General features: G+C 44.0%; 15 protein-coding genes. 1 reads left to right on the top strand and 14 read right to left on the bottom strand.

What is annotated here, in order from left to right:
• Nucleotides 1-232: 232 nt before the first annotated feature.
• The 13 genes from HY064_00185 to HY064_00125 all read right to left on the bottom strand — a co-directional run bounded on the left by HY064_00185 (nt 233) and on the right by HY064_00125 (nt 14512).
• A complete protein-coding gene (locus tag HY064_00185) occupies nt 233-1186 on the bottom strand; it encodes a hypothetical protein (protein MBI3509050.1) in 954 nt (317 codons plus the stop codon).
• Nucleotides 1187-1341: 155 nt separating this feature from the next.
• Entirely contained in the window at nt 1342-3522 is a 2181-nt protein-coding gene (pnp, locus tag HY064_00180; GenBank protein MBI3509049.1) for a polyribonucleotide nucleotidyltransferase, read from the bottom strand.
• Nucleotides 3523-3674: 152 nt separating this feature from the next.
• On the bottom strand, nt 3675-3944 hold the full coding sequence (gene rpsO / locus HY064_00175) for a 30S ribosomal protein S15 (protein MBI3509048.1): 270 nt from the start codon (nt 3942-3944) through the stop codon (nt 3675-3677).
• 90 nt (nt 3945-4034) lie between these two features.
• Nucleotides 4035-4880 (bottom strand): acetyl-CoA carboxylase carboxyltransferase subunit beta, encoded by an 846-nt coding sequence (locus HY064_00170; GenBank protein MBI3509047.1) that lies wholly within the window; start codon nt 4878-4880, stop codon nt 4035-4037.
• Nucleotides 4881-4984: 104 nt separating this feature from the next.
• Complete coding sequence (locus HY064_00165) at nt 4985-6043, bottom strand: class I fructose-bisphosphate aldolase (protein ID MBI3509046.1); 1059 nt, start codon at nt 6041-6043, stop codon at nt 4985-4987.
• 131 nt (nt 6044-6174) lie between these two features.
• The gene (locus HY064_00160; GenBank protein MBI3509045.1) at nt 6175-7119 is read right to left on the bottom strand and encodes a phosphatase; all 945 of its coding nucleotides are present in this window, start codon (nt 7117-7119) and stop codon (nt 6175-6177) included.
• 65 nt (nt 7120-7184) lie between these two features.
• The gene (locus tag HY064_00155; GenBank protein MBI3509044.1) at nt 7185-8564 is read right to left on the bottom strand and encodes an ABC transporter permease; all 1380 of its coding nucleotides are present in this window, start codon (nt 8562-8564) and stop codon (nt 7185-7187) included.
• A complete protein-coding gene (locus HY064_00150) occupies nt 8564-9535 on the bottom strand; it encodes an ABC transporter ATP-binding protein (GenBank protein ID MBI3509043.1) in 972 nt (323 codons plus the stop codon). The genes HY064_00155 and HY064_00150 overlap by 1 nt, the downstream gene beginning before the upstream one ends.
• A 265-nt stretch (nt 9536-9800) precedes the next feature.
• Nucleotides 9801-10949: a molecular chaperone DnaJ gene (gene dnaJ / locus HY064_00145; protein MBI3509042.1), complete on the bottom strand. Its 1149-nt coding sequence runs from the start codon at nt 10947-10949 to the stop codon at nt 9801-9803.
• 100 nt (nt 10950-11049) lie between these two features.
• On the bottom strand, nt 11050-11637 hold the full coding sequence (locus HY064_00140; protein MBI3509041.1) for a nucleotide exchange factor GrpE: 588 nt from the start codon (nt 11635-11637) through the stop codon (nt 11050-11052).
• A gap of 137 nt (nt 11638-11774) precedes the next feature.
• Complete coding sequence (locus tag HY064_00135) at nt 11775-12401, bottom strand: TlpA family protein disulfide reductase (protein ID MBI3509040.1); 627 nt, start codon at nt 12399-12401, stop codon at nt 11775-11777.
• A gap of 51 nt (nt 12402-12452) precedes the next feature.
• A complete protein-coding gene (murA, locus tag HY064_00130) occupies nt 12453-13760 on the bottom strand; it encodes a UDP-N-acetylglucosamine 1-carboxyvinyltransferase (protein MBI3509039.1) in 1308 nt (435 codons plus the stop codon).
• Between the two features lie 83 nt (nt 13761-13843).
• Entirely contained in the window at nt 13844-14512 is a 669-nt protein-coding gene (locus tag HY064_00125; GenBank protein ID MBI3509038.1) for a DUF4290 domain-containing protein, read from the bottom strand.
• Between the two features lie 260 nt (nt 14513-14772).
• On the opposite strand from HY064_00125, the gene HY064_00120 reads away from it, so the two are divergent.
• On the top strand, nt 14773-15666 hold the full coding sequence (locus tag HY064_00120; GenBank protein MBI3509037.1) for a lysophospholipid acyltransferase family protein: 894 nt from the start codon (nt 14773-14775) through the stop codon (nt 15664-15666).
• Here HY064_00120 and HY064_00115 read toward each other — a convergent pair whose 3' ends face one another.
• Nucleotides 15667-17307, bottom strand: coding sequence for a CTP synthase (locus HY064_00115; GenBank protein ID MBI3509036.1), 1641 nt, complete (start codon nt 17305-17307; stop codon nt 15667-15669).
• Nucleotides 17308-17337 lie beyond the last annotated feature (30 nt).

Genomic DNA, 17337 nt, shown 5'->3' with positions numbered 1-17337 from the left:
CAAATTCTATAATGTGTGTGGAATTCTGTACGTCTACGGATAGCAATGGAAAAGGTTACATGGTGTTGGATTTCTTGTTGAAAACTCTTATAAGAACGGTTTCAGTTCTTCTCATCAAGAAGTGTGCTAAAAAAAATCCCGTCCTGAGCGAAGTCGAAGGATGCGGGATTTTTCATTGGGAAAATAAGTTTGAATGATGTATGAATAGTTTTACCCACAAGTGTTTCTCACACTATTCGAAATAGAATTTCAATCCAGCCGAAGCTCCGGGTTGCGAAAAAATATGTGTGCTTACTCCGGGGATCGTAATAAAATAAAGTCCCTGGTGCACGGCAATGGTGAAGGCGAATCTGTGCAGGAGATCCCATTTTTCCGGAAATCGTAATTGCAGATATAATGGAATGATGGCTGACATCATAATATTTGGTTTCGTTTTGAAACTTTCTGATGTGATGGAAACTGTAGAGCCGTCATCATGAAGTGTGTGCGATCGTGTGACAATAGACGAATCAAATGTCCATGGACTTACTGAAGAATAGATATCCGTTTTTCCTGCGAGGCCCAAACCAAATTGAATTCCCAAACCAGTTCCGGCGGAAAGGATTTGATTCTCCTCTGTGTGAAATGAAACATGAATACCAATAGTGCAAATAGATTCCTTCCACGCAAAACGACGGAAATATTGCGAGAGCGTATCGTGGACGATGGTATCAGGATGAGGATTTCCCATGCCATCATAAACAGTAGAATAAGTCGTGTCTGATCTTCCGCCGGTCGTTTTGATAAAACTTCCGTAATCTCCCGGTGAAAAATTTTCGTAAGAAAAATTCATACCGGCTGAAAACCTTTCCCCGTATTTATTTTTCTTCCTGTTATAGAAGTTGAATTCCGTTCCTGCAGAAAAAACATGCGCAGAAAAAAAGTCTGTTCCACTAAGATGGTAGCTGTAGGTTCCGAAATTCTGGCGCAACAGCGAAGAACCCGGTGTTATACTTTGTTGTTCTTCTATGTTCAGATTTGGAACCGCGTAGATGTTGAAACCATAATCCGCCTGAACAGATCGGAGTTTTATCGCGCACGTATCGCGCTGCGCGTCCAGGGAAGTGAAGAACAGCAGGACAGTAAAGCAGATCGTTCCGATCGCCTTACTGTAAAAATGGTAAGTGTGAAACCCGGGGAGTGTCATGCCGTTAGTTTTAAGGAAAGTTATAAATTCTCTTGCTGCAATTCCACTAATCGGTTGTTAAGCGTTTCAAAACGGATAGTTTTCGGATTTGAAAATGCAAAAACAAAAAAATCCCGCTCTTGCGAACGGGATCTTTATTTCTAAAAAACAAAAAATTATTTTCTTTCTGTATGCTCTCTGCGTGGCGGCCCCGGAGGACGTGACGGACGCTCTACATAACCTTCCGGTTTTTCCATCAGCACTTTTCTCGACAAGCGGAATTTTCCGGTCTTCTCATCCACTTCGATGAGTTTCACTTTCACTGCATCTCCTTCTTTGAAAACTCCGTCCATCGTTTCGATACGTTTCCAGTCAATTTCAGAAATGTGAAGCAGCCCGTCTTTTCCCGGAAGGAATTCAACGAATGCGCCGAATGGCATTATGCTTTTTACTTTTCCATCATACACTTCACCAACTTCCGGCATCGTGGTAATTCCTTTTATGCGTGCAACTGCGCGATCAATGTCATCTTTATTCGCAGATGCGATGTCGATGATTCCGAATTCGCCAACCTCTTCGATCATGATCTTTGTATTTGTCTCACGCTGCATTTCCTGGATAATTTTTCCACCAGGTCCGATAACAGCGCCAATGAATTCGCGCGGAATAGTAAGTTGAACGAGGCGTGGTGCGTGTGGTTTGAATTCGGCACGCGGCTCGGAAAGTGTTTTCATCATTTCTCCGAGTATGTGCGCGCGGCCTGCTTTCGCTTGTTCCATCGCCTGCATCATTACTTCGTAAGGAAGTCCATCCACTTTCAGATCCATTTGTACAGCGGTGATACCGTCTTTTGTTCCGCACACTTTGAAATCCATATCGCCGAGGTGATCTTCATCGCCGAGAATATCAGAAAGCACTGCGAATTTTCCACTGTTGTCAGTGATCAATCCCATCGCAATTCCGGAAACAGGTTTTTTGATCTTCACACCGCAATCAAGCAGCGCAAGTGTTCCTGCGCAAACTGTCGCCATGGATGAAGAACCATTTGATTCGAGAATATCAGAAACAATTCGGATCGTGTAAGGATTTCCATCAGGCAACTGATTTTTCAATGCGCGCAATGCAAGATTTCCATGTCCTACTTCACGACGGCCTGTTCCGCGCATTGGACGCGCTTCGCCGGTGGAGAATGGAGGGAAATTATAATGCAGCATAAAATTCACATCGCCTGCGATGATCGCAGTGTCAATCAACTGCTGATCCATTTTTGTTCCGAGTGTAACGGTGGTCAGTGATTGTGTTTCGCCGCGTGTGAATACTGCAGATCCGTGCGCCATTGGAAGATAATCCACTTCACTCCAGATTGGGCGAATATCAGTTGTGCTGCGGCCATCGAGACGTTTTTTGTCAGCGAGTACCATGTTGCGCACAGCATCTCTTTCCACATCGTGATAATAAATTTTCGCGTGCGCGAGTTTCTCATCTGTTTTTTCTTCTTCAGGAAGTGAATTCCAGAATTCTTCAAACACCGCTTTGAATGCAGCAGCGCGTTCGTGTTTATTCGGATTTCCTTTTCTCGCTACAGCGATCGCTTTGTCGTAACATTCCTTTTTTACTTTTTCACGGAGATCTTCGTTGTGCACTTCGTGGCAGTAAACGCGTTTTGTTTTTGATTTCTCTACTTCAGCTGCGAGTTGATTGATCGCGTTGATCGCGAGTTTGATTTTCTCATGCGCGAATTTTATCGCTTCGAGCATATCTGCTTCACTCACTTCTTTCATCTCACCTTCCACCATCAAAATATCTTTCGCGCTTGCGGCAACGATCATATCAATGTCGGAAAGAGCCATTTGCTCAATGGTAGGATTCACGATGAATTTTCCGTCTACACGTCCAACACGTACTTCTGAGATCGGTCCGTTGAACGGAATGTCAGAAACAGCGAGTGCCGCAGAAGCTGCAAGGCCAGCGAGGCAATCGGGAAGAATAGTTTTGTCGGATGAGATGAGGTATATGAGGACTTGTGTGTCGGCATGATAATCATCAGGGAATAATGGGCGAAGCGCACGATCTACGATTCTTGAGTTGAGCACTTCGAGATCGGAAAGTTTTGCTTCGCGTTTGAAGAAGCTTCCTGGAATTTTTCCTGTCGAGGAAAACATTTCACGATAATCAACGGTGAGTGGCATAAAATCCACGCCGGGTTTCGCTTCAGGATTTGAAACAACCGTTGCGAGCAACATGGTGTTTCCGAATTTCAATACTACTGATCCATCGGCTTGCTTAGCGAGTTTTCCGGTTTCAAGCGAAATAGTGCGACCGTCGCCGATGTCAAATGTTTTTGTAATTGGTTTCATTTTTTTGTTTTTGTTTTTCTTTTTTCTGCTGCTTTTGATTGCGCGAAGAAATCAGCATGATCTTCTTCGTGAGTCAGCGGGTTGCTTAAAATTAAGAAAGCATCCCTGCTGACTTTAAGGGATGCCTTCCGTAAATTTTTATTCTTCGCATTTTATTTGCGGATGTCGAGCTTCTTGATGATCTCGCGGTAACGGACGATATCATTTTTCTTCAGGAAGTCGAGTTGTGCTTTGCGTTTTCCAACGAGGAGAACCAATGAACGCTCTGAACTTTTATCTTTCGGTTTCAGTTTAAGATGTCCGGTGAGGTGATTGATGCGATGGGTGAAGAGAGCGATCTGTCCTTCGGCAGAACCGGTGTCTTTATCCGATTTTCCGAATTTCTTGAAGATGTCTTTCTTAATTTCCGACGTCAGGTACATAACGGCTGTTTGTGGATTAAGTTAATTTTTATTGATTTTCCCTCTATTAACAGGGACGGCAAAGATAAGCGTTTTTCCCTATGAAAAAGCTTAAATTTTCATCATTTCGATGAGGCGGGAAAGGGTGGTTTTCAATTCACCCCGATTAATAATGGCATCGAGAAATCCATGATCAAGAACGAATTCAGAAGTCTGGAATCCTTTGGGGAGATCTTTTTTGATCGTTTCTTTTACTACGCGCGGGCCTGCGAAACCGATGAGTGCGCCGGGTTCTGCAATATTCACATCGCCAAGCATAGCATAAGAAGCAGTTACTCCACCTGTTGTCGGATCAGTGAGCAAAGAAATGAACGGAAGTTTTGCATCAGCAAGCAAAGAAAGTTTCGCTGAAGTTTTCGCCATCTGCATCAGTGAATGCGCAGCTTCCATCATTCTCGCACCACCCGATTTGGAAATAATAAGCAACGGAAATTTATTGGCAATACAAAAATTAATGGCGCGTGAAATTTTTTCTCCCACCACAGACCCCATCGAACCACCGATGAAAGTAAAATCCATGCAGCAAACTACAAGATCATTCCCATTGCATTTTCCGTGCGCCGATCTCAGGGCATCGTGCAAACCTGTTTTTTTTATGGAATCAGAAAGACGATCAGGATATTTTTTTGTGTCTTCGAATTCGAGCGGATCGCCGGAAATAAGATTCGGATCGAGTTCTTCAAATTGATTCTCATCGAAGAGAATGGAAAAATATTCTGCAGACCCGATACGATCGTGGTGGCCGCAATTCTGGCAGACATAAAAATTCGCGGTATGCTCTTGAGAAGGGAAAACTTTTTTACACGATGGACATTTATGCCACAGCCCTTCAGGAGTTTCTTTTTTTTCCTTGGTGGAAGTGGTGATGCCTTCTTTAATTCTCTTGAACCAGCTCATTTTTCAGTTGTCAGTTTCAGTTGTCAGTTTCAGTTGTCAGTTTCAGTTTCGCGTCGTCAGTTCAAACCTGACAACTGCCACTGACAACTGCCACTGACAACTGTTTACGCGATTGTGATCTCTTTTGAAAGGTAAACGTCCTGAATTGCGTTGAGTAACTGCACGCCATCCTTCATTGGTTTCTGAAATGCTTTTCTTCCCGAGATGAGTCCTTGCCCGCCGGCGCGTTTGTTGATCACTGCTGTCGCAACTGCTTCAGAAAGATCGGATGCTCCTTTCGATTCTCCTCCCGAATTGATCAATCCCATTCTTCCCATGTAACAATTTGCAACCTGGTAGCGACAAAGATCGATCGGGTGATCAGATGATAATTCAGAATAAACTTTCGGATTTGTTTTTCCGTGGCCGGTTGCAGTATATCCTCCGTTATTAGAGGGAAGTTTTTGTTTGATGATATCTGCTTTGATGGTAACGCCAAGATGATTTGCCTGGCCGGTAAGATCAGCAGCAGAATGATAATCCACTCCGTCTTTTTTGAAACCGGGATTACGCAGGTAACACCAGAGCACAGTTGTCATTCCGAGTTCATGTGCGCGCTCGAATGCCTGCGCAACTTCTACAATCTGACGCGCCGACTCTGCAGATCCGAAATAAATTGTCGCTCCCACTGCAACTGCTCCCAGATTCCACGCTTCCTGCACAGAGCCAAACATGATTTGGTCAAATTTATTCGGGTAACTCAGAAACTCGTTGTGATTTATTTTTACGATGAAAGGAATTTTATGAGCATATTTTCTCGAAACAGATCCGAGAATTCCATAAGTGGTGGCGACTGCGTTGCATCCTCCTTCGATAGCGAGCTTCACAATATTCTCTCCGTCGAAATACATCGGGTTCGGTGCAAAAGATGCTCCTGCCGAATGTTCGATTCCCTGATCAACCGGAAGAATAGAAACATATCCTGAATTTGCAAGCCGCCCGTTTCCATAGATCGCCTTCAAACTCCGCAGCACTTGAGGAGAACGATCGCTGGGCGCAAAAATCCTGTCCACAAAATCCGGTCCCGGCAAATGAAGCTGATCTTTGCTGATCGTTTTGCAGGAATGATTGAGGAGGCCGTCAGCCTGTGCCCCAAGAATTTCTTTGATCTTTGAAAGCGACATTTTGGTTAGAGATTAAAATTGTTCAGGGGTGCGAAAATACTAAAAAGTAATGGGTTATGGGTTATGGGTTTTGAGTTTTGGGTTTTGAGTTAAGAGATGGTAAATAATTTTTTGGCAAAAAAAATGTGCTGTCAATGTTCTGAATTTTTTTGTTGTTGCAGGAGTTCAGACAAAACACCTTCCTTCAAAGCATAAGCAGAGTAACGCATTTTTTTTATTTCAAGTTGTGTGACCACCGTTTCCACGAGTATCGCTGAAATCACAATGAGATCGACGCGCATGGCAATGAGTCCTTTCATCTGCATACGTTGCGCGCGCGTGGATGCGAGAATTTCTTCGTGTATCACCGCGCATTGTTCCATTTCAAATTCGCATTCGGTGATCTCATCAATATCCGGAAACAAACCGTGTTTTGCATTTACGATCGATGCAAGCGATTCGAAAGATCCGGAAGCGCCGATGAGTTCATTCACGCCATATTTTTTTCCCGCGATCCAGAGTGGTTGAAGCACGTCAATGAGATAATCGAAAATTTTTTTTCTTTCTTCTTCCGTGATGAGGTCCGAAGGATTGAATTTCTGCAGCAATCGCGATGCGCCGATCTCGAAACTCTGTTTCCACAGAATTTTTTCATTGTTCATGATAATGAATTCAGTGCTGCCCCCTCCGATGTCGATGATGAGCGACGGATGATCCGATAATTTCACGGCGAGCTTAACACCTTTTGCAATGAGTTCTGCTTCTTTTTCTCCGGGAATAATTTCAATATCAATTCCTGTTCTGCTTTTCACCGCATCCACAAATTCTTTTCCGTTCGTTGCATTGCGGATAGAGGAGGTTGCGAATGCCAGGATTTTATCAACGTTCCATTGCTTTGTCACAGAAAAATAATTTTCCATTGCTTCAAGCCCGCGAAGGAATGCAGCTTCGGCTATCAGATCTTTATTTATTCCGCCTTCTCCAAGCTTCACCGCAAGTTTTTCATGGTACAATGTTTCGAATGAATGATCTGCTTTGATCTCCGCAATAAGAAGATTAAAAGTGTTTGTTCCGAGATCGATGATAGCTGTTCTCATATTCAAGGATTCACGATTCTTTAAATTATCAGATGTTTTGAATCTTGAATCTGAAATTTTGAATTTTATGCTTTATAGAAAATCCATTTCCCTAATTCCTTCCACGAAACTTTTTTTCCGTACATGAGAATTCCCACACGGTAAATTCTTCCTGCTATCCAGGTCATGCAAAAGAAAGAAGCAACGAGAATTGCCATTGACAGATAGATCTCGTACGTTTTCACGCCCCCGTAAGGTATGCGCATGAGCATGACCACGGGCGAAGTGAACGGGATCATCGAAAGCCATTTTGCTATAGGGCCATCAGGATCATTCACGATGGAAACAAATGATGCGACGGAGATGACCAGTGGGATCGTGACCGGCGCAGTGAACTGGCTCGTATTGGCATCCGTATCCACCGCCGATCCGATCGCTGCGAAAATGGAAGCGTACATGAGGTAACCGAAAATAAAATAGAATACGAAGGAGGGAAGTAAATTTCCCCAGGGAATGGACATGATCGTGTTCACTGTGGTTTCGGTTTCTTCATTCACATCGAAGTTCAGCATGCTGTTGTGTTCTGGTACAACCACCGCAGTGGTCATGTTGTGCGGTTGCGCTTTGGTGAAGTCGAGTTGCTTGTCGTGAATTTTGTTGATGACAGGAGTAATAATGAAAAATGAAATGATGACCCACGCTGCGAATTGAGTCAGTCCCACGAGCATCACGGCAAGAATTTTTCCCATCATCAGTTGGAACGGCCTCACGGAAGAAACGATCACTTCCACGATGCGTGTATTTTTTTCTTCCACCACACTTTTCATCACCACCACGCCGAAAAGTAAAATGTAAATGTAAATGATGAGCCCGAAGATCAAACCAGCTGCGCCTTTCACTTCGGAATTCGTCACTTTCCCGCGTACCACATTATTCACCACCACTTCACGTTTTGTATTCTGGATCACATCTTCCGGAACAGAATCGTGCAGGAAGATCATCTCGCGGTAAACGCCATTGAGTTGCGCTTTCAGATAATTAATCACGGTTTGATTCGGATCCGTATTCGAATAGAGATCTGTTTTCAGGTCGTAATCGCCCTGGTCGAGCGAATCGCACGCGCCGAGAAAATGCGGATAGATGTAAAGAATGGAACAGTCGGAGGAATCGTGGTATAATTTTTTTATGTCGGAAATTTTATTCGCAACGTGATCAATATCGAATTTAATATTGAGCGAATCCCTGAACACCACCGGGTAATTCATGAAGTGAATGCAATTCGCACCTTCGTAAGATCCATCCACGACCACCACTTTCCTGTTCGGCGCACTTCTCCCGGCAAGAAAAGCAGGAACAAGAATAACGCCGGCAAAAAATACAGGCGCAAGAAAACACATTACGATGAACGTTTTGTTTTTCACCATTGTGAAATATTCCCTGCGCATGATGATGCCGATCTTTCCCATTATTCCGTGAAATTACTTTTTGTCCCGAAAATTGTTTTCGATTCTTCCGCGCCCGAATTCTCCTGCACCTTGGAAATGAAAATATCATTCATCGTTGGCAATACTTCATTGAAAGAATGGATCTCGCTCACCGGGAGAACAGAATCCAGCAACTGGTTCGGTGTTGTATTTCCAATGAGTTTCACCCGCGCAAAATTCATTCCGCCGTGTTCTCCTTTTTCCACCAGCTCTGATCCGGTCCACAACGCATTGGTGAAACCCATCATGTTTCCCTTGAAATGAATATCGTAAGTGCGCGATGCGTAAGTTTTGCGGATCTCTTTCACATTGCCATCGAGAATTTTTTTCGCGCGATTGATAAGCGCAATGTTGTCGCACAATTCTTCCACCGATCCCATGTTGTGAGTGGAAAGGACGATGGTGGCGCCATTTTTTTTCAATCGAAGAATTTCATCGCGGATAAGCGCCGCATTGATCGGATCGAATCCGCTGAACGGTTCATCGAGAATAAGTAAACGCGGTTCGTGCAGCACGGTAACAATGAACTGCACTTTTTGCTGCATTCCTTTCGAAAGTTCCTCCACCTTTTTTTTCCACCAACCCTTCATTTCAAAACGTTCGAACCATTCTTCAATTCTTTTTTTCGCTTCCTGTTTTGAAAGTCCTTTCAGCCGCGCAAGATAAATGGCCTGTTCGCCCACTTCCATTTTGCGATAGAGTCCGCGCTCTTCCGGGAGATAACCGATCTGCTGCACATGCCGTGGTTCGAGCAAACGATCATCGAAAAGAATTTGTCCGCTGTCGGGGCCGGTGATCTGGTTAATGATGCGAATGAGCGTTGTCTTTCCTGCGCCATTCGGCCCGAGCAATCCGAAAATTGTTCCATCGGGAACTGAAATGCTAACATCGTCGAGCGCAAGATGGTTGGCATAACGCTTCACAATATTTTTCGTGACCAGCAAATTTCCCATTGGTAACGAAGATAACTGTTAGTTGGGAGTTGGGAGTGTGCCTGTCCGCCGAAATTTTAATAAAGGCGGAGAGTTGGGAAAAATTAAGAATGGAGAATGGAAAATCTTGCCCGACGAATGCGATTGCAATCAGTAGCAGACGGGGCAATAAGCAGGCCCGGCAGTTCAAAACAGAAGGATGAAATTTAGACAGCCTCTAAGTAAACGCGCCTTAAATTATTCTTTATTAAAATGATCTTTGATTTCCTCCCTCCATTCTCCCCACTCATTCAAAATATTCCCGCATCCTGTCGAAGAAATTTTTTTCTTTCTTTCCGGGATTCGGTTTGAAGCTCGAAGAATCTTTGAGTTTCTCCATCAGTTTTTTCTCTTCGGAATTCAGGTGCGTAGGCGTCCACACCTGCACACTCACGAGCAGGTCACCGCGCGAATAACCATTCAGATCGGGCAACCCTTTTCCTTTCAGCCGCAGAATTTTTCCGCTTTGTGTTCCTGCATCTACTTTCACGCGCGCTTTTCCGTCGAGCGTAGGAATTTCAATGCTCGTGCCGAGTGCTGCATCGGGAATGCTGATGTGATGTTCGTAAAAAATATTATTTCCATCGCGTGTAAAATGTTCGTGCGGAATTTCTTCAATGAGCACAATTAAATCTCCGGGAACTCCACCGCGCGGACCTGCATTTCCTTTTCCGCTTACACTCAATTGAATTCCATCGTGCACACCAGGAGGAATTTTCACCGAGATCTGTTCTTCGCCGCGCACCACTCCATCTCCGTGACATGATTTGCATTTGTCGGTGATCGTTTGTCCTTCTCCGTGACAAGTGGGACAAATAGTAGTTGTTTGCATTCGGCCGAGCATCGTGTTCATGTATTGTACCACATGGCCATTTCCCTTACAAGTAGGACAAGTATTCGTGGAAGAACCATTTGCAGCGCCGGTGCCATGACATTTATCGCAGCTTACATATTTCGGAACTTTTAATTTTTTTTCTACGCCATTCGCTACTTCTTCGAGAGTAACTTTCACTTTCACACGGAGATTTTGTCCGCGGCTTACACGCCGGCCGCCTCTTGTTCCTCCGCCAAATCCACCACCGCCACCGAATGCGCCGCCGAAAATATCACCGAACTGAGAAAAAATATCGTCCATTGAAAATCCGCCAGCGTGCCCGCCTGCAGCGCTGCTGCCTACGCCTGCGTGACCGAACTGATCGTATTTTGCTTTTTTCTCGGCGTTGCTCAGCACTTCATACGCTTCCGCTGCTTCCTTGAATTTTTCTTCCGCCGCTTTATCACCGGGATTTTTATCGGGATGAAATTTAATAGCCATCTGGCGATAAGCTTTTTTTATCTCCTCGGCAGAAGCTGATTTGCCAACTCCCAGAATTTCGTAGTAATCTCTTTTACTCATTATTCAATTTCTCCGGATGATTGAAATGAAACCATATTATTTTATTTAAATTGATTCCCAATTATTGAATTTAAAATCTTGAACATTAAACCTTGAACATTCAGGAACCGACAATAACTTTTGCAAAGCGTATCACTTTTCCATTGAGCAAATAACCTTTTTCAATTTCTTCCACCACTTTTCCTTTCAGATCTTCAGTAGGTGCGGGAATATTCGTCACTGCCTCGTGAATTTCGGAATCAAAAATTTTTCCTTTTGAGTCCATCGGTTCGAGTCCGTTCTTTCCCAGCATACTTTTGAATTTCTGTGCAATGAGGACAATTCCTTCATTCATCGCTTTTGCATCAGCCGTTTTTTCATTGTTGGCAATAGCGCGATCGAGATCATCCACTACCGGAAGCAGGTTTTTAATCACATCGGCGCCGGCCATTGACAGAATTTCTATGCGCTCTTTCGCTGTGCGTTTCCGGAAATTATCAAATTCGGAATAGAGACGGATGTATTTATCATTGATCGCTGCAAGTTGTTCTTCCAGTTCGGCAATGCGTTTTTCTTTTTCATCTGTGGGAATGCCCGGAAGATCCTTCTGAACTTCCGCCTTAGTATGCTCCGGCGAAACTTCCTGTTTTTCTACCGGCGTTTCATTTTTTTCATCACTCATTTTCTTCCGTTTAAAAAAATCTTTCATTAATGCAGTTGTTCAAATTTCAGACCGCGCAAAGATAATGCGTCATACTGACAGAAAGCGAGAATTTTATTGGGGAAAAGCGACAAAAAAACCCGTTCCTGTCAGTAGGAAACGGGTTTGCCTGAAAAAAATATTTCTCAGTGGAAAAGATCATTCTCTTCCAGCATTCCCGGCTGATCGATCCATCCTGAATTGGGTTCTTTTTTCTTTTTTGGTTTTTTGTGATGTGCTTTTCCTTTTTTCTGGTGAATGGTTTGCGTGCTTAAAGCTTTCGGCAATTCATCGCCATGAAGGTTTTTAGCAACGATGACGCCGTTTCCGTCAATGAGAACATTGGTGGGAATTGAATTCACCTGGTAAAGCTGCGCTTCTTTGCTTCCCCAGTATCCGAGATCGCTCACATGATAACGCCAGAACAAACTATCGTGTTTGATGGCAGCGATCCACGAAGCACGGTCGCGATCGAGCGATACGCTGAAGATCTCGAGTGAAGTTCCATTGACGAACGTAGAATCTTTATAAGCGAGATAAGTTTTTCTCACATTGGGATTTTCGTGCCGGCAGGGCCCGCACCAGGATGCCCAGAAATCGATAAGCACCATTTTCCCTCGGAGAGAAGAAAGCCGGAGTGTATCGACTCCGCTCGTATCTCTTTCAGCGATCTCCGGTGCAATATTCCCGACGTTGAGCCCGATCATATTCCCGGTCTGTGAAAAAAGCGGGGTGATAAAAACCAGGAAAGGAATAAAGAAATATTTTTTCATGATAAAATGTATTGACGATCTTTTCAGTTCAGTTTTAAAAAAAATGTTTGCTCAGTTCTTTCTCACAATTTCTGCACCAAGTTTTTTCAGTCGCCCGTCAATGTCCTGGTAACCGCGATCGATCTGTTCGATGTTGTGAATAATGCTTTTTCCGTTGGCAGAAAGTGCTGCAATCAGCAACGACACGCCTGCGCGTATATCGGGCGAGGTCATGGTCACGCCGCGGAGTTTATGATTTCTTCCGAGGCCGATCACAGTTGCGCGATGTGGATCACAAAGAATGATCTGTGCGCCCATGTCAATGAGTTTATCGACGAAGAACAAACGGCTCTCGAACATTTTCTGGTGAATGAGCACACTTCCTTTCGCTTGCGTTGCAACAACAAGAACGACGCTGAGAAGATCAGGCGTGAATCCCGGCCACGGTGCATCGGCAATAGTAAGAATGGATCCATCGATAAAAGTTTCGATCTCGTACGATTCCTGTGCCGGAATAAAAAGATCGTCTCCGCGCTTTTCCATTTTAATTCCGAGCCGTTGAAAAACTCCGGGAATCATTCCGAGTTCATCATGCGCAACATTTTTTATCGTGATCTCCGATTGCGTCATAGCAGCGAGGCCGATGAAACTTCCCACTTCGATCATGTCGGGTAGCAAGCGGTGCGTTGTTCCTCCGAGTTTTTCTACGCCTTCCACAGTGAGAAGATTAGAACCGATGCCGGAAATTTTTGCGCCCATCCTGTTCAACATTTTACAGAGTTGCTGCACGTAAGGTTCGCAGGCTGCGTTATAGATCGTGGTTTTTCCTTCGGCAAGGACAGCGGCCATCAGGATATTTGCAGTGCCTGTAACGGATGCTTCTTCCAGCAGCATGTGTGCGCCTTTGAGACGTTTTGCTTCTACGGTGTAAAATTCATTCTGCGTATCGTAAGTGAATTTAGCGCCGAGATTTTCGAAACCGATAAAATGTGTGTCGAGACGACGACGGCCAATCTTGTCGCCACCAGGTTTGGGAATAAAACCTTTTCCGAATCGCGCGAGGAGCGGGCCTACAATCATAATCGAACCGCGCAGCGCGCCGCCTTTATTTCTGAATTTTTCGGAGTTTATATAATCGATATTCACATTATCGGCACGGAAAGAATATTCTTCGCGGCCTGTCTTTTCAATCTTCACGCCGAGATCGCGGAGAAGATCGATGAGTTTATTCACATCAACGATGTCGGGAATATTGCTGACCGTAATTTTTTCGGGAGTGAGCAGAACAGCAGAGAGTATCTGTAACGCTTCGTTCTTGGCGCCTTGTGGAATAAGCTCGCCTTTTAATTTTTTTCCGCCTGTAATTTCAAATGAAGACATTCAGTTGTCAGTTGTCGGTTGTCAGTGTTCAGTTGCAGAACTAAGTGAAGCTTAACACTGACAACTGGTGCTGACAACTGGAATTATCTTTTTTTCTTTTTCTTGTTCATCATTTTTTTCTTGTTCGAATGATGCTGCATCTGGTTTTGCGGAATAGCGTTCTTGGGAAGAATTTCACTCGTGTGCAGGAAGCGGAATTGTTCGCTCACTTTGAGTTTTCCCCCTGAAAGATTTTCAAGTTGTTCAACAATGAGCTGGTCGTTCACCGAATCACGGTTCCAGTTCAGGTATTGCTTTTTCATAAGCTGCGCGAGCTGGTCGGTGAAAAGTTCCCGGTTCTTCTCGTCTTTTTCCATCATCGCTTTCTTGATGAGATCTTCGAGGATTTTTCCGTAATGTTTGAATTTGATATCGCTTTGCGGATAAGGAACGCGATCCGGCTTGGAATCCATTTTTGATTTTTCAGGTTTCGGGAATGGAGATTCAACATCCAGTTTGTAATCGGCCATGATGTGAAGATGATCCCACAATTTATGTTCGTAGTCGACGATCTCTTTGATCTGCGGATTGAGAATGCCCATCACGCGTACAATGGAACGCGCGCAGTAGGAGCGTGCTTCTTTATCCTTGAGCGAAAGACAATATTCGATCATTCGGGAAACGCTGCGCCCGTATTCGGCGATCACCATCGACGGTTGCTCCGTGTTATATTCCATTCCGGTGGAATTCACTATTCCTTCTTGTATTTTCATTTTCAGCAGAATTTCGGGAACCCATTTGGGTATTCACAAATATACAGAAATTAGTTATTGGTCATTGGTGCGTATCATAAGTGATCTTATTGGGAAATCAAATGATCTTTGGCATTATTAACAGTTGTGCAGTGACTGTAAAAAATCGGTGATTGGTATATTCGTGTTGATTGGCAATTTGTACCTCGCGTGAAAGCCATGCGCGAATACATTTTCTTTGCGAACTTTGTTTTGAAAATAATCTCCCGGATATTTCACGAATGAATATTTTTCCTTTCCTGCTTTATTATCTTGTTCTTGTTCCTGTTTCGTGCATGCCATTTTTCTTTCTTCACGGAATAGCTCGCGTGATGTATTTTTTTCTTTACCCCGTTTTCGGTTACCGGAAAAAAGTGGTGAAAGAAAATCTGTGTAATGCATTTCCTGATCGGAGTGAAAAAGAACGAAAAGAAATTGCGCGGAAATTCTACCTGTTCCTCGGCGACCTGCTGCTCGAAGGATTCAAATCATTTACCATCTCAGAGAAAACACTTCACCGGAGATTGCATTTGAGTAATCCGGAATTGGCAGAAAAATATTTTGCAAAAAATAAAAGTGTGATCATTGCCATCGGCCATTACAACAGCTGGGAAATGTTTCTGGCCGGCATCGATTCTTTTATGAAACACAAAGTGTACATCATTTACCAGCCGCTATCCAATAAATTCTTCGATCGAAAACTCAGGGAAACGAGAAGTGAACACGGAACCATCATGCTCCCGGCAAAAGAGGTGAAAAAATTTTTCGCGGAAAAACAAAAAGAACCTACCGCAACTATTTTCGCGATCGATCAATCGCCTTCTTCCAATAAGAATTGTTACTGGATGAAATTCCTTAATCAGGAAACCGGGATACTTTTCGGAACGGAAAAATTCTCGAAAGAAACCGGGCAGCCGGTTCTCTATGCAAGGATCAATAAAGTGAGAAGGGGATATTATTCACTTGATCTCACTCTTGTGACTGATGATCCGAAATCAACAGCGTACGGGGAGATCACAGAAAAAGTAACGCGGCTGCTGGAGAAAGATATTATTGCTCAGCCGGAATACTGGTTGTGGAGCCACAAACGATGGAAACACAAAAGAGAAATTTCTGAAACGAAAAAAAAAAGCTGATCACTTTTTTTCGAGGCGGCTTCCCACCGGGCGTTCATTGCGCATAGTCACCGCTGCTTTCACAAAATTCACGAATAGCGGTTGCGGATTATCCACTGTGCTTTTGTATTCAGGATGGAATTGCACACCGAGGAACCACGGATGGCCCGACAACTCAACGATCTCAACGAGTCCGCCTTCAGGATTTATTCCTGACGCATGCATTCCTGCTTTTTCAAAATCATTCAGGTATTCATTGTTGAATTCATAGCGATGGCGGTGACGTTCATAGATCGTATGTTTCGCATACACCCTGGAAGCAATTGAACCTTCACTCAACTGGCAGGGATAGGCGCCGAGACGCATGGTTCCTCCTTTGTGCGTGATCTTTTTCTGCGCTTCAAGAAGATCAATAACAGGATACGGAGTATTTCCATCCATCTCGGTGGAATGCGCTCCTTTCATACCAAGTACATTTCTCGCAAATTCAATTACCGCACACTGCATGCCGAGACAAATTCCGAAAAAAGGAACATGATTTTCACGTGCAAATTTTATGGCAGAAATTTTTCCTTCAATTCCGCGATGGCCGAATCCGGGTGCGACCAATATGCCGGTGAGGCCCGATAATTTCTGATGCACATTTTCTTCGGTAATACTTTCTGAATGGATCCAGGAAAGATTCACTTTACAATCGTTTGCAACGCCTGCATGAATAAAAGATTCTGCAATGGATTTGTAGGAATCTTTCAGTTCAATATATTTTCCCACGAGACCAATGTTCACTTCACTTTTCGGATGATACAAACGATTCACAAATTCTTTCCAACCGGAAAGATCCGCAGGTTTGTCAATGGAGAGTCCGAGTTTCTGGAGAACTACTGAATCGAGTTGTTCTTTTTCCATGAGTAGCGGAACTTCATAAATACTTTTTGCATCCATCGCTTCGATCACCGCGTTGCTTTCCACATTGCAGAAGAGTGCTACTTTCCGTTTGAGCTCATTGCTCAGGGGATGTTCAGTTCTGCACACCAGCACATCAGCAGTGACGCCGTATTCCTGCAAAAGTTTTACAGAATGCTGCGTAGGTTTTGTTTTCAATTCGCCGGAAGCGGAGAGATAAGGAACGAGCGTGAGATGAACAACCAGTACATCTTTCGGCATTTCCCATCGCAACTGGCGAACAGCTTCCACATAAGGCAATGATTCGATGTCGCCAACTGTGCCACCGATCTCGGTGATGATCACATTGTACTGTCCCGTGTTGCCGAGCAAACGAATGCGGTGTTTTATTTCATCGGTAATATGCGGAATGATCTGAACTGTTTTTCCGAGGTAGTCTCCGCGCCTTTCTTTTTCAATTACTGTTTTGTAAATTTTTCCGGTGGTAACATTATTCGCTTGCGAAGTAGGAACATTCAGGTAACGTTCGTAATGACCGAGATCAAGATCGGTTTCTGCACCATCATCCGTCACATAACATTCACCATGCTCATACGGATTCAGTGTACCGGGATCGACATTGATATAAGGATCCAGTTTCTGGATCGTGACTGTATAGCCGCGAGCCTGCAATAATTTTGCGAGAGAAGACGAGACAATTCCTTTACCTAAAGAGGAAGAAACACCGCCGGTTACAAAAACATACTTGGTGGATGACATAGGAGAATAGAACTGATAACCGGGATACAA

The organism is Bacteroidota bacterium (assembly GCA_016194975.1).
GTDB lineage: Bacteria > Bacteroidota > Bacteroidia > Palsa-965 > Palsa-965.
This window is presented reverse-complemented; position numbering and strand designations above follow the sequence as displayed.

Excerpts from the sequence above, each read along its gene's own strand:
- HY064_00185 (MBI3509050.1), bottom strand. The coding sequence starts at position 1,186 with ATGACACTCCCCGGGTTTCACACTTACCATTTTTACAGTAAGGCGATC.
- pnp (MBI3509049.1), bottom strand. The coding sequence starts at position 3,522 with ATGAAACCAATTACAAAAACATTTGACATCGGCGACGGTCGCACTATT.
- rpsO (MBI3509048.1), bottom strand. The coding sequence starts at position 3,944 with ATGTACCTGACGTCGGAAATTAAGAAAGACATCTTCAAGAAATTCGGA.
- HY064_00170 (MBI3509047.1), bottom strand. The coding sequence starts at position 4,880 with ATGAGCTGGTTCAAGAGAATTAAAGAAGGCATCACCACTTCCACCAAG.
- HY064_00165 (MBI3509046.1), bottom strand. The coding sequence starts at position 6,043 with ATGTCGCTTTCAAAGATCAAAGAAATTCTTGGGGCACAGGCTGACGGC.
- HY064_00160 (MBI3509045.1), bottom strand. The coding sequence starts at position 7,119 with ATGAGAACAGCTATCATCGATCTCGGAACAAACACTTTTAATCTTCTT.
- HY064_00155 (MBI3509044.1), bottom strand. The coding sequence starts at position 8,564 with ATGGGAAAGATCGGCATCATCATGCGCAGGGAATATTTCACAATGGTG.
- HY064_00150 (MBI3509043.1), bottom strand. The coding sequence starts at position 9,535 with ATGGGAAATTTGCTGGTCACGAAAAATATTGTGAAGCGTTATGCCAAC.
- dnaJ (MBI3509042.1), bottom strand. The coding sequence starts at position 10,949 with ATGAGTAAAAGAGATTACTACGAAATTCTGGGAGTTGGCAAATCAGCT.
- HY064_00140 (MBI3509041.1), bottom strand. The coding sequence starts at position 11,637 with ATGAAAGATTTTTTTAAACGGAAGAAAATGAGTGATGAAAAAAATGAA.
- HY064_00135 (MBI3509040.1), bottom strand. The coding sequence starts at position 12,401 with ATGAAAAAATATTTCTTTATTCCTTTCCTGGTTTTTATCACCCCGCTT.
- murA (MBI3509039.1), bottom strand. The coding sequence starts at position 13,760 with ATGTCTTCATTTGAAATTACAGGCGGAAAAAAATTAAAAGGCGAGCTT.
- HY064_00125 (MBI3509038.1), bottom strand. The coding sequence starts at position 14,512 with ATGAAAATACAAGAAGGAATAGTGAATTCCACCGGAATGGAATATAAC.
- HY064_00120 (MBI3509037.1), top strand. The coding sequence starts at position 14,773 with ATGAATATTTTTCCTTTCCTGCTTTATTATCTTGTTCTTGTTCCTGTT.
- HY064_00115 (MBI3509036.1), bottom strand. The coding sequence starts at position 17,307 with ATGTCATCCACCAAGTATGTTTTTGTAACCGGCGGTGTTTCTTCCTCT.